Source organism: Iodobacter fluviatilis (assembly GCF_900451195.1).
Classification (GTDB): domain Bacteria; phylum Pseudomonadota; class Gammaproteobacteria; order Burkholderiales; family Chitinibacteraceae; genus Iodobacter; species Iodobacter fluviatilis.
In genome coordinates this window covers 557888-570785 of record NZ_UGHR01000001.1, presented here as the reverse complement: position 1 = coordinate 570785, position 12898 = coordinate 557888, and the positions used below count along the sequence as shown (strand labels likewise).

Genomic DNA, 12898 nt, shown 5'->3' with positions numbered 1-12898 from the left:
TGTATTATTCTGCCGTGATGCTGTTCAGCTGCCAGCTGCAAAGGCGGAAATATTGAGTTTTAATCAATTCTTTATGCTTATGAAATGGATACATTAAAAACAACGGGCCTTTTTCACGTAAAGACATCACTTTGCCATTATGCTTACGCGCCAGAATAACATCGTATTGCAGTGCATCGCTAACTGGAAAACTAATCGCATAATCATTCAGGGCCTTTATTTTAACATTGCCGCCCTCAATACCGGCCAGCTTTAATACATCACGAAGCAAGGGGCCTTCAAAAGTCTGCGGATTAGGATACCAGGGCGTTTGTACCGTCATCCTAACTTGGGGCATCTGCTCAAGACGAGCAGCATCAAATTGAATATCAGAGCTGCTTTTACCGCGAACTGTAAGAATAATTTTATCGTTTTTTGCAATAGCCGGATAAGCAAACAGCATCAAGCATAAACTCAGAAAAATAGCACGAAACATTTAATACTCCCAGCCCGGCATTAGCACTGAAGCATTGTAATGTAAAAATTGAGTTCAGGTCATTGCAATAAAATAGAAGAAAGCCGCCTGCACCGCTGTAATAGTGCCTTGAATTTATGTTTAAATACAAAAAGGCAACACCTTTTGGTGTTGCCTTTCATTATTAAACCAGACCAGCTATTAGCACAGCTAGGCAGCAGATTTAATCAAGCAGCTCCGAATCTATTTAACCCAATAAATCCGAAGCTGATTCGATTTATTTTTTCCCCAAATAAGCATCAAGCGCCGCACGCCCCACCGCAGGATCATCAGTAAAAAAGCCATCAATACCCGCTTGTAAAAACACAGTCAGCTCGGCAGCCAGATCACCACGCTCGGTCAGTGATTTCACATCGCCTTTGCGTAAATTAGCCGGTAAAAAAGGATTTTCCGGGCGGAATGTATAAGGATGCAATACTAAATTAGCGGCATGGGCATCTTTAACCAAGCTAGTCGGTGTGCCCAGATTATTATTGGCGTCCCGCGGAATAATCATGTCTTTAGTTGGGCCAATGCCATTTGCGTAAGTTGCAACTTCTTTCAGCCCGGCAGCAGTGGCGATATCCGCATAGCTGCGTTTATCCCCTGCTAAGCGAAAATCCTCCGGCTGGCCCGTGCCCGATAAAAGCTGAACAATCGGTAAATCAGTTAAGGCACGAATTTCTTTCAGATTGGCCACTTCAAAAGACTGAATAAACACCGGCGCTGTTTTGCCCTTATAGCCATTGGCATGAAGCGCATCCACTAGGCGTTTTTCAAGCGGCAGATTAATCGATTTAAAATAGCTGGGGTGTTTTGTTTCTGGGTAAATGCCAATCGTGCGGCCGGTTTCTTTGGTCTTGGCTTTAGCCAAATCCATGACTTCCTGGAAAGTAGGAATCTCAAACTGCCCATCGTATTTAGCATTTTCCGGGCGATTAGCCGGAATACGCTCTTTGGCACGTAATGTTTTAAGCTCGGCCAAAGTAAAGTCTTCGGTAAACCAGCCTGTGATACTTACGCCATCAATGATTTTGGTGGCTTTGCGGCTGGCAAATTCCGCCTTATCCGCCACATTGGTCGTACCGGAAATTTCATTCTCGTGCCGCGCAACCAAAACGCCATCTTTGGTGCTCACCAAATCAGGCTCAATCACATCTGCACCAATCTCGATGGCCTTGGTATAGCCCGCAATCGTATGCTCCGGCCGCAAAGCCGAAGCACCACGATGGCCGATCACCAGCTTCGCAGGAAGAGGCTTAGCCACCGCCTGAGTCACAATAGGCAAGGCCTCAGTATCATCACTACTGCATGCACTTAAACCCAGCGCAGCAGCAAATACTGAAACGGTAGTCAGAATAGAAAATTTAATCAGCGACATAGGATAGGCGGCTAAAAAAGAAGATGCCTCAATTTAAGCGAGCGCTGTGACAGTGTTGTGACGCGGAATCGATAATTAGAAAAAACAAGCAAATAAGGAAAAAGATATTTAATGATGAACTCTAAACTCGATATTCATCACAAACAAAGTTACAATTGACAAAGATAGCCTGCTTGACAGGCTTTAGTTCGGATTGATAAAACTAGCCTTCCCTATAAGGCTACATAATTTCACTGAAACAATATTGTTACCTTCTCATTCCGTTTTATTTTATTTCCTATAGACTCATTAATGTTCATTACCCAAACACCGCTTTCTTCTTTTATCACTAAAGAAATTGAACCCTTATTTTCATCAAAATAACCTACCACTACGTTCAGATCTGAGACGTTTCCTTGCACACTAAATTTACACTGGATGGCTGAGCCATGGTTAACCCACAGTAACTTTCTTTGAGAGCCACCTGAAAATATATTATTAAAAATCCAATTCTTTCCATTATTGGACTTACAATCCACACGATCCAACCTGTATTTGGATTGATTAACAACACTCAAATCTAAACTAAAAAAATAATATATAACACTTATAAATATCGAACTCAAAACAATTAGCACAAGCATTGCAATTTTCATCGATACAGCTCTCCCATCGGCTGCGGGAATAACTAAGGTCAGGGTGAATTTAAATCTCCTTTCTTTGGCTATAGGAGTCTTAATCGTACTAGGATTTAAATATGTTCTAACCTCAGCTATTATTTGTAGGAATTGCTGCTTACTTCACCACTGACTTAGGCTTCTCCACAGGCTTCGTAGTTATATTGTTTTATTGCATTTACGGTATCATTCACCAACATCCAATTGGTGTAGCCAAACAAAAAAACAGTCGGTTGACAATAAATGCTAATTATTTATTTTTAACAATCCCATTTGAAACTCTGGAAAAAATTCTGCTGGAAATATTGTGTTTTCATCGTAAAAACAACCATCAAAAATGGCGCCATCCAATTGGGAATGAGTAAAATTTGCACCACATAAGTCTATACATCCTCCCATATTATCTTTAAGGAAGGAGGCTGATCGAAGATCTGCACTGGCAAAGCAAACCTGCCCAAAACTGCCCCCTATAAATTTTGCATTCTTTAAAACAGCAGCTGAGAAATTAGCACCTGAAGCCAGACACATATAAAACTCAGCTTGGCTTAAATCTGCGTCAGAAAAATCGCTGTGAAACAGACAAACTCCTTCAAAATTTGCATTTATAAAACTTCCGCCACTTAAATTGCAATCATCCAGACAACCACCGCTAAACTTTGGCCCATGGCATATTCCTGCATGGCCTTCTTCAACTTCAAACCCATTCAAAATATTCTCCCCAATTTATATTGAACACAACACTTTCACCACCTGAGCAAATGAGCTTTCTGTGCCGCAACAACTTTTTCTGATGGGTTTGTAATAAACTTAAACAGTGCAGTTCTTCCATCCATATCATCAAGATGCCAGGGATTAGTTTGATCTTGATAGACACGCTCATCAGAAGTCATTAAGTCAATTAAATCCTTTTCTGACAGAGTTGCTAATCGATGAGAAAAAACAACACCGCCCTCAATCGCCTGTTCCCGTGCGGACCAAAATGAACGGTGAAGCTCTGTATCTGACAAATCACCCTTGGCCCTTAATTTTTCTAAACTAACTAAGATTTGAGTTAGCTTATTATTAAATTCCCTGTAATCAACAAGCAGCTGCCTTAACGTCACACGTTCCCATTCATAGGGAGGCCTGGGCAGAGATTCAAAATATGCCTGCGCTTTCATTCTTAATACGGAAATTGCGTCATCAGAACTTTGCCCATTGCACTGAATACCACCAACGACCTCTTCTGAATCCTTCCGAAAAACAGTGAGCCGGGCCACCCAATTATCTGGCCTTCGTTCATAGGCAGAAATTTTTGCTAAATAATATTTATCATTAAATTCACTGCAATGAGTATGATACATTTTTTCCACACAAATTTAATGAAATTTTATCCTTACCTGCTTCATTCCATTTTGCATAATATATAAGCAGCACTATTTTCAATAATATTGAAAAATTTATTTATAACTTTTTTTATTTATTGTATACAAAAATATTAACACCAACATTAATATAAAAAACAACACCGCGGTTAGTATAGAAAAATCCCATTCATCACCTGACGGATGCGGCCTTATATCATCCCCCATCCCTCCATCATCAACTTTGTCAGCCCCAATAGAGTACAGATAATAAGCACCCCCGTTATTCTTATATATAAGCTCATTACCATTTAAATCTTTGAAGGTCTCATCAGCAGAAACATATGGTCCTTTCCAATTTATACTTCCGATACTATTCACATGCAAATCATTCAGCGCTCCCGAATTTGGGTAATAGCCAAGATCCCCCTTAAACCGCTCGACACCAACAACAATTTCATCCAGATTATGTCGCTCAGCCTCATACTCACTTTTATTGGCATGAGAAGCTGAAGAAACAACAAAAAACACCATTAAGAAGATTTTATTCAGCATATCCACCTCCTTTATATTTTATATAATCCAGTCAATTTACCATAAAAAAAGCCCCGCCAAATGGGCAGAGCTTTTCTCTTCTTGTCTTTCTGCTATTAAAACGAATCACCCATAAATCGGCAGCAGCAAAAATAGCTTAATCAAAATCGCATTGGCGATATCAATAAAGAAAGCGCCTACCATCGGCACAACCAGGAAGGCGATGTGGGATGGGCCGAAGCGTTCGGTTACGGCTTGCATATTGGCGATAGCGGTAGGTGTAGCGCCTAGGCCAAAGCCGCAGTTACCGGCGGCCAGCACCACGGCATCGTAGTTTTTGCCCATCACGCGGAAGGTTACAAAGATGGCAAAGAACGCCATCACACTGGCTTGCAGCGCCAAAATGCCCAGCATAGGCAAGGCTAATGAGCCTAATTCCCACAGGCGTAAGGTCATTAAAGCCATGGCTAAAAACAGCGAGAGGCTTACATTGCCCAGCACCGATACGCCGCGATCAAAGACTTGGTAAAGGCCTAATGCGGATAAGCCGTTTCTGAGTACCACGCCAATAAATAGCACGCATACAAAACCCGGCAATTCAAAGGCCGTGCCTTTTAAGACCGTGGCCAACGCCGATCCGGCCATCAGGCTGATGGCAATCAGGGCCAGTGTTTCGATAAAGACTTGGGGGGTAATCAGGCGCACAGCGTGCGGCTGCTCAAAGGTTGTGGGCGTGTCATCGCTATTATGTTCAGAGCCGGGGATCGTTACTTTTTTAACCAGATAACGCGCAACCGGGCCACCGATCAGCCCGCCCATCACTAGGCCAAATGTGGCACAAGCCATGGCGACTTCGGTAGCCGATGCTAGGCCGTATTTCTCACCAAATACCGTGCTCCATGCGGCCCCCGTGCCATGCCCACCCGACATGGTGATTGATCCGCCCAACAGGCCAAGCAGCGGGCTGATGCCCATGGCGCTGGCAGCGGCAATCCCGACGATGTTTTGCATCACCAGCATGGAAACCACCACACCCGTAAAGATAACAAGGGTGCGGCCGCCTTTTTTCAGGCTAGCCAGATCTGCGTTTAAACCAATACTGGCAAAGAAGGCGAGCATCAGCGGCGTTTGCATGCCGGTATCAAACTTTACTTCTGCACCAAAGCTCATCCGTCCAAGCAGCAATAAAACAGCAACCAGTAAGCCGCCAACCACAGGCTCAGGAATGCTGTAATTACGCAGCGGCGCAGACCATTCCACAATTTTGCGCCCGAATAATAAAACCAGCGATGCGGCGACCAGGGTGCCATAAAAATCGAGTTGAAGCATATTCATCCTTATTGTATTGATATATTCAATGACACTGCAATATTACATAAGAATATTTTGCCAATTTATTCAGATTGCGATTAAACAAGTCATCCTTATTAAATACAAGCGCGGAAAACCCGACTTAAATCTGCGAATTTGTCATAAAGGTAAAATAACCGTGGATAAATAATGCTATTGATCTTTTTTATGCAATCACCATGTTTTTATCATTTCATTTATCCAGATAAAATATTTATATGGAATTTAATTTATACCTTTATCCTCTCAAGCTCTGCCCAATTAATTGTGCACAATCAGCGCCACTACTTTTCGATCTTCGGATGTCAGGATATTAAAGGTGCGGCACAGCGCGCCGGTATCCATCACATCCAGCCCGATATGCGCGGCGGCTAATGCACTATAGAGGCGCGGATGCGGAAAGCGAATGGTTTTGCCTGTGCCCAATAAAACCACCTCAGGCTTATAGGCCAGCACAGCTGTAAAATCGGCCTCAGTTAAATCATCAAAGCCGAGTGGCCGCCAAACATGGACTTCTGTCCCTGTTACCAGCACATTACCCTGATATTGCTCGGTATTGACCCGCACAAAATCCTCACCATAGCCCGAGAACTGATTCAGATTTTCGACAGCGGTATGTTGTAATTTCATGATGATTTCCCAATTAAAGACCCCGTATTTTAACTTAAGCGCTGATGTATAGGTTTTAACAGCGGCTTTGTATTCATTTTTTTGTTTTCGTAATCACAATAAGTGCAGTACAGCGCAATCTTTCGTTAGAATATAAGGTCCTAGCCCATAAGCCGCTGCCATGACTACCATTCTTAAATCAAACAAATTACAAAATGTCTGTTACGAGATTCGTGGGCCTGTTCCTGAGCGAGCGCGTCAGATGGAAGAAGAAGGCCAGCGTATTATCAAGCTGAATATCGGCAATCTGGCCTCTTTCGGCTTTGATGCCCCCGAAGAAGTCGTACAAGACATGATTCGCAACCTGCCTAATTCTGCAGGCTATGTAGATTCCAAAGGCCTGTTTCAGGCTCGTAAAGCCGTCATGCACTACACCCAATCCAAAAATATTGCGGATGTAACTGTAGACGATATTTATATTGGCAACGGTGCATCTGAGCTGATTGTGATGGCCATGCAGGGCCTACTTAATGATGGCGATGAAGTCTTGGTGCCGATGCCAGATTATCCACTCTGGACAGCCGCAGTCAGCCTAGCGGGTGGTACGCCGCGCCATTACCTGTGTGATGAAGCCAATGAATGGTATCCGTCGCTGGAAGATATTCGCAGCAAGATCAGCGCCAAAACCAAAGCCATTGTGATTATCAACCCGAATAATCCGACGGGTGCTTTGTATCCGGATTCGCTGCTGAAAGACATTATTCAAATTGCGCGCGAAAACAATCTGATTATTTATGCCGATGAAATCTACGACAAAGTGCTTTACGACGGTGTAACGCATACCTCGATTGCATCGCTGGAATCAAAAGAGAAGGATATTTTATTCGTAACCTTTAACGGCTTATCCAAAAATTATCGCGCCTGTGGTTTCAGGGCGGGCTGGATGTTTGTATCCGGCAATAAGAAAATAGCCAAAGATTATATCGAGGGATTGAATATCCTCGCTACCATGCGGCTCTGCGCCAATGTGCCTGCCCAATATGCCATTCAAACCGCGCTGGGCGGATATCAGAGCATCAATGATTTAGTAAAACCTACAGGCAGGCTCGCTAAGCAACGCGATCTGGCCTACAAGCTGCTCACGGAGATCCCGGGGGTAAGCTGTGTAAAACCAAGAGCAGCGCTCTATATGTTCCCCAAGCTTGATCCGGCTATTTACCCGATTGCCGACGATCAACAATTTATTTTAGAGCTGTTACAAGAAGAGAAAGTGCTGCTGGTACAAGGCACAGGCTTTAACTGGCAACAGCCTGATCATTTCCGTGTGGTGTTCTTACCCAATCTGGATGATCTAACTGACGCCATTGCCCGTATTGCCCGCTTCTTAGAAAGCTATCGAAAACGTCACGGCACAGCTTAATTCAAGGAAAACAAATGAAACCCATCAATGTAGGTTTATGCGGTGTAGGCACCGTAGGCGGCGGAACAGTTACTGTTCTTAAGCGTAATGCAATCGAAATTAGCCGCCGTGCAGGCCGGCCGATTGTGATTACCATGGCGGCCAACCGTGATCTGGTCCGTGCTCGTGAGCTATGTGGTGAAGGCATCACCCTAACAGACGACGCTATGGATGTAGTGAACAACCCGGAAATCGACATTGTGGTAGAGCTCATTGGCGGCACCACCATTGCCAAAGATCTTGTACTGGCGGCCATTGCCAATGGCAAGCATGTAGTCACCGCCAATAAAAAACTGATCGCCGAATACGGCAATGAGATTTTTGCCCGCGCCACCGAAAAAGGCGTGATGGTTTCATTTGAAGCCGCCGTAGCAGGCGGCATTCCGATTATTAAAGCACTGCGTGAAGGCCTGACCGCCAATAAAATTGAATGGGTGGCCGGTATTATCAATGGCACATCTAACTTTATCCTGACAGAAATGCGCGATAAAGGCCTCGCCTTTGCCGATGTATTAAAAGAAGCGCAACGCCTAGGCTACGCAGAAGCCGATCCTACTTTTGATATCGAAGGCCACGATGCCGCGCATAAGCTCACCATCATGAGCGCGATTGCCTTTGGTATTCCGGTGCAATTTGATAAGGCTTACCTAGAAGGCATCAGCAAACTGGCCGCCATTGATATCCAGTACGCGCAAGAGCTGGGCTACCGCATCAAGCTGCTCGGCATGACCCGCCGCCGCGAACAAGGCATTGAGCTGCGCGTTGCCCCAACGCTGATCCCTGCTAGCCGCCTGATTGCCAATGTAGATGGCGTGATGAATGCGATTCTGGTGAAAGGCGATGCTGTCGGCGCCACCATGTATTACGGCCCTGGCGCAGGTGCCGAGCCAACCGCGTCTTCCGTCATTGCCGATCTGGTAGATATCACCCGCCTGCACACTGCAGACCCTGAGCAGCGCGTGCCGCACCTGGCTTTCCAGCCTTCGCAAATTGCCGACCTGCCGATTCTGCCTATCGCAGAAATCGAAACCTGCTACTACCTGCGCATCAACACCGAAGACAAGCCAGGCGTGCTGGCCGATATCACGCGCCTACTTGCCGACAACGATATCTCGGTAGACGCCATGCTGCAGCGCCCGATTGCAGGTGAAGCACGTGCCGATATCATTATCATCACGCATCTGGCCGTGGAAAAACGCGTCAACACCGCCATCAAAGGCATTGAAGCCCTGCCAAGCATCACCGGCGCAGTCATCCGCTTACGCCTTGAGCATTTAAACGGCTAAGCAATATGTAGGGTGGGCACCCGTGCCCACGTTAAGCCTCTTCCTTAAATCTTATCGCGTGGGCACAAAAACGTGCCCACCCTACGGCCATTAGGATTTAAAAATCATGCGCTATATCTCTACTCGCGGCGGTATGCCGCCTAAGTCTTTTTCTGAAATCCTGCTTGGCGGTTTAGCGCCTGATGGCGGCTTGGTGATGCCTGAAGTGTGCCCTCGCCTCACACAAGCCGCTTTAGAACGCCTCGCACCCCTGCCCTATGCTGAGCTGGCTTTTGAAGTGATCCGCCTGTTTGTGGACGATATCCCAGAAGCGGATTTAAAAGCACTGGTCTCCAAAACTTACACTGCCGAAGTATTTGGCTCGGCCGATATTACACCGATCAAAACACTGGCCCCTCATTTGCATCTGCAACAGCTCTCTAACGGCCCCACGCTGGCTTTTAAAGATATGGCAATGCAGCTGCTCGGTAATCTGTTTGAATATGTGCTGGCGCGTGACGACAAAGAAATCAATATCGTCGGCGCAACCTCAGGCGACACCGGCTCGGCGGCGGAATACGCCATGCGCGGCAAAAAGGGCGTGAATGTCTTTATGCTCAGCCCCGCGGGCAAAATGAGCCCCTTCCAGCGCGCACAGATGTTTAGCCTGCAAGACACCAACATCCACAATATCGCGGTAAAGAGCATGTTTGATGCCTGCCAAGATATGGTGAAAGCCATCAATAACGATGCCGCGTTTAAGCAGGATTACAAAATTGGCGCGGTGAATTCGATCAACTGGGGCCGCGTTGTCGCGCAGATTTGCTACTACTTCAAAGGCTATTTTGCCGTAGCCAAAACAGTCGGCGAGCCGGTGGATTTCTGTGTACCATCGGGCAACTTTGGCAATATCTGTGCGGGCCATATGGCGCGGCAGATGGGCCTGCCGATTCGCCGCCTGATTGTGGCCACCAATGAAAATGATGTATTGGATGAGTTTTTCAGCAGCGGCGGCTATCATCCACGCGGCCTTGACCGCACTTTCGAAACATCCAGCCCTTCGATGGACATCACCAAGGCCTCTAATTTAGAGCGCTTTGTATTCGATTTACTAGGCCGTGATGCAGGCAAATTATCCGCCCTGTGGAAAGGCATTGATGCAGGTATCGGCTTTGACTTAAGCGCGGATGATTTCACAAAAATGCGCGAGGTGTATGGCTTCAGATCCAGCCGCAGCACGCATCAGGATCGCCTAGATAATATCCGCAGCGTATTTGAGACTTACGGTGTAGAAATCGACCCTCATACCGCCGACGGCTATAAAGCAGCCATAGAGCACAGAGATGCCAACGTCGCCATGGTCATCCTCGAAACCGCCCTACCGGCTAAGTTTGAAGACACCATGGTAGAAGCCATCGGCCAAAAACCACAACGCCCGGCTGCCTTGCACGATCTTGAAGATTTACCACAGCGCTTTGATGTACTGGAAGCCAATGTGGCGGCGCTGAAGGCGTATTTGGTGGCGCGGATTAAAGCCTAAAGCACGGAGACCCCAGACTTAAAATTTTGCTTGAGTTCCCCCCTTTGTAAAAGGGGGCTAGGGGGGATTTGCTGTTGGGCTTAAAGGCAAATCCCCCTCAGTCCCCCTTTTTCTAAGGGGGAAGCAAAGCCAGCCCCGTAATCCCTGTAGGGCAGCTTAGCCAGATGAGTAACCCGCGATTCAGGGGTGAATTCAGCGTAGCAATATGTAAATAAACAAGGGATTTGTACTGCTCAACCATCGTTCAGGCGGGTTGATAAACTTCCCCCTACATAGCTAATTATTCTTATTACGGATGAGTGAACTCACTGCTACTTGCTCCAGGACGAAGAAGATTTCCAATTATTGTCCATGTGTTTTGAGTTTGGTCGTTCGCCCCGAAGAACCACAGAGCTCCAAGTGAGGTTCGAGGCATTACTAGCTTGGATAGATGAACGGTGGCGGCTCTGTTAATGTGTATCGCAATGACCAAGTCTTTAGAGTCAGCGTATTTTTCAAGTTTGTTCAGTTCCGATTGCAAGTTGGCATGAGGATTCAGTTCCTCTGGGACAAGTTCTTTCATCTGAATTGGTGCGTAATGAAGGACTTCATCTTTCTCAAATCTTGCAACAAAATCGTAATCAGCGTGTTCGTACTGAGCGTACACAACCTTCCTTCCCATGATGTGGCTTAGCCCTTGGCAAAACAACGCACACTGTCTACTTTCCCCGAACGGCCGCAGTTCGCGCTTTCGCAGTGACGCTATTTCGTACGGAAGCTCGTACAGGGACTGCGTGGTTGCGAACTTGCGAAGGGCAATCAGCGCTCGCTCGGGGTCGATGAACTGAAGCTTTTCCCACTCGCGAACTATCACCGCTACTCCTCCGAAAGGCCTAACAAAAATTTAGCCCCCCTAAAATGGCCGAATCTCCACCACCTACGGCACATAAAAAAAGCCCCCCCTTGAAACACCTCACCAAGCTTTACCTGAATTATTCCATGACGTCATACTACTCCAAATTGAACCAAGACTTACACCACATCTCTGCTGCCAATAAGAAAAATAAAGTTAAATCCAATTATTTCAGCGCAAAAAAAAGCCCGGCAATCAATTGCCGGGCTTTTTTTTGCGTATCCAAATAAAGAATTAAACGCGTTTTAGTGCAATACCTTGTGCATCAAACAAGAGGCAATTCTTTTCTGGGAATACCACATGGATATTGTCGCCAAATTTAATCACATCCGATTCGGCAGGCAATTTCATGCACAGGATTTCGCTGATGCCTTTCACTTGGATATAGGCCAATACGATATCACCCAAGTGCTCTACCAGATCAACACGGGCAGGCACCGAGTTTGCGGCGTCAGCGGTTGCCAGCTGCATATGCTCAGGGCGAATACCGATGGTGACTTTGTCGCCCACTTTGCATGGTGATGCATCCACAGCCGCGCGAATCTGAATGCCATCCGGCAGACGAACGTGGGCAGAGCCTTTTTCAACAGCCACCAGATCGGCTTCCAGCAAGTTCATCTTAGGCGAGCCTAAGAAGCCAGCGACGAAGAGATTCGATGGGTTTTCATACATTTCCAGCGGCGAGCCAACTTGCTGAATCACACCAGCGTTAAATACCACGATGCGGTCAGCCAGCGTCATCGCTTCCACCTGATCGTGGGTCACGTAGATCATGGTGGTTTTAAGGTCCTGATGCAGCTTGGATAGCTCAACACGCATTTGCAGGCGCAGAGATGCATCCAAGTTAGACAAAGGCTCGTCAAACAGGAATACCTTAGGGTTACGCACAATCGAGCGGCCAATCGCCACACGCTGACGCTGACCGCCAGACAATGCTTTTGGCTTGCGATCCAGCAGGTGTGTCATTTGCAGAATTTCTGCAGCGCCTTTAACACGCTGATCAATTTCTTCTTTTGGCGTACCTGCCAGCTTCAGCGCAAACGCCATATTGTCGTACACGCTCATATGCGGGTAGAGGGCGTAAGACTGGAACACCATGGCGATACCACGCTTGGAAGCGTGCAGGTCATTGGCCACCACATCGCCAATTTTCAACTCGCCTTCGGTGATGTCTTCAAGGCCGGCAATCATGCGCAGCAGGGTGGATTTACCGCAGCCCGACGGGCCAACGAAAACCACAAATTCGCCATCTTTAATTTCTAAATCTACACCTTTAATAACGCATACATCTTTGGTGTAGTTTTTCTTGATTCTACTTAGCGTAACCGAAGCCATATCTCGATTCCTTGCGAACTCTATTTCTAAATGGGGGCCTG

13 protein-coding genes are annotated in these 12898 nt (G+C 46.4%); 3 read left to right on the top strand and 10 right to left on the bottom strand.

Annotation, left to right across the window (positions count from 1 at the left end):
- Nucleotides 1-4: 4 nt before the first annotated feature.
- The 8 genes from DYD62_RS02625 to DYD62_RS02590 form a co-directional block, all read right to left on the bottom strand.
- A complete protein-coding gene (locus DYD62_RS02625) occupies nt 5-475 on the bottom strand; it encodes a putative pterin-binding protein (protein WP_115225941.1) in 471 nt (156 codons plus the stop codon).
- A gap of 256 nt (nt 476-731) precedes the next feature.
- Nucleotides 732-1874 (bottom strand): glycerophosphodiester phosphodiesterase, encoded by a 1143-nt coding sequence (locus tag DYD62_RS02620; RefSeq protein WP_115225940.1) that lies wholly within the window; start codon nt 1872-1874, stop codon nt 732-734.
- A 230-nt stretch (nt 1875-2104) separates the two neighbouring features.
- On the bottom strand, nt 2105-2509 hold the full coding sequence (locus tag DYD62_RS02615) for a hypothetical protein (protein WP_115225939.1): 405 nt from the start codon (nt 2507-2509) through the stop codon (nt 2105-2107).
- A gap of 267 nt (nt 2510-2776) precedes the next feature.
- The gene (locus DYD62_RS02610) at nt 2777-3238 is read right to left on the bottom strand and encodes a pentapeptide repeat-containing protein (protein WP_115225938.1); all 462 of its coding nucleotides are present in this window, start codon (nt 3236-3238) and stop codon (nt 2777-2779) included.
- Between the two features lie 35 nt (nt 3239-3273).
- On the bottom strand, nt 3274-3873 hold the full coding sequence (locus DYD62_RS02605; protein ID WP_115225937.1) for a hypothetical protein: 600 nt from the start codon (nt 3871-3873) through the stop codon (nt 3274-3276).
- A 96-nt stretch (nt 3874-3969) separates the two neighbouring features.
- A complete protein-coding gene (locus tag DYD62_RS02600; RefSeq protein WP_115225936.1) occupies nt 3970-4428 on the bottom strand; it encodes a type II secretion system protein GspG in 459 nt (152 codons plus the stop codon).
- Between the two features lie 105 nt (nt 4429-4533).
- The gene (gltS, locus tag DYD62_RS02595) at nt 4534-5736 is read right to left on the bottom strand and encodes a sodium/glutamate symporter (protein WP_115225935.1); all 1203 of its coding nucleotides are present in this window, start codon (nt 5734-5736) and stop codon (nt 4534-4536) included.
- A 282-nt stretch (nt 5737-6018) separates the two neighbouring features.
- A complete protein-coding gene (locus DYD62_RS02590) occupies nt 6019-6387 on the bottom strand; it encodes an Mth938-like domain-containing protein (RefSeq protein WP_115225934.1) in 369 nt (122 codons plus the stop codon).
- A 160-nt stretch (nt 6388-6547) separates the two neighbouring features.
- On the opposite strand from DYD62_RS02590, the gene DYD62_RS02585 reads away from it, so the two are divergent.
- From DYD62_RS02585 to thrC, 3 genes are all read left to right on the top strand, one after another.
- On the top strand, nt 6548-7786 hold the full coding sequence (locus tag DYD62_RS02585) for a pyridoxal phosphate-dependent aminotransferase (RefSeq protein WP_115225933.1): 1239 nt from the start codon (nt 6548-6550) through the stop codon (nt 7784-7786).
- A 14-nt stretch (nt 7787-7800) separates the two neighbouring features.
- Nucleotides 7801-9111 (top strand): homoserine dehydrogenase, encoded by a 1311-nt coding sequence (locus DYD62_RS02580; protein ID WP_115225932.1) that lies wholly within the window; start codon nt 7801-7803, stop codon nt 9109-9111.
- Nucleotides 9112-9217: 106 nt separating this feature from the next.
- A complete protein-coding gene (gene thrC / locus DYD62_RS02575) occupies nt 9218-10630 on the top strand; it encodes a threonine synthase (RefSeq protein WP_115225931.1) in 1413 nt (470 codons plus the stop codon).
- Nucleotides 10631-10919: 289 nt separating this feature from the next.
- On the opposite strand, the gene DYD62_RS02570 is transcribed toward thrC, so the two are convergent.
- Together DYD62_RS02570 and DYD62_RS02560 are read right to left on the bottom strand one after the other, a co-directional pair.
- A complete protein-coding gene (locus DYD62_RS02570; protein ID WP_115225930.1) occupies nt 10920-11483 on the bottom strand; it encodes a hypothetical protein in 564 nt (187 codons plus the stop codon).
- A 273-nt stretch (nt 11484-11756) separates the two neighbouring features.
- A complete protein-coding gene (locus DYD62_RS02560) occupies nt 11757-12857 on the bottom strand; it encodes an ABC transporter ATP-binding protein (protein WP_115225928.1) in 1101 nt (366 codons plus the stop codon).
- Nucleotides 12858-12898: the final 41 nt, after the last annotated feature.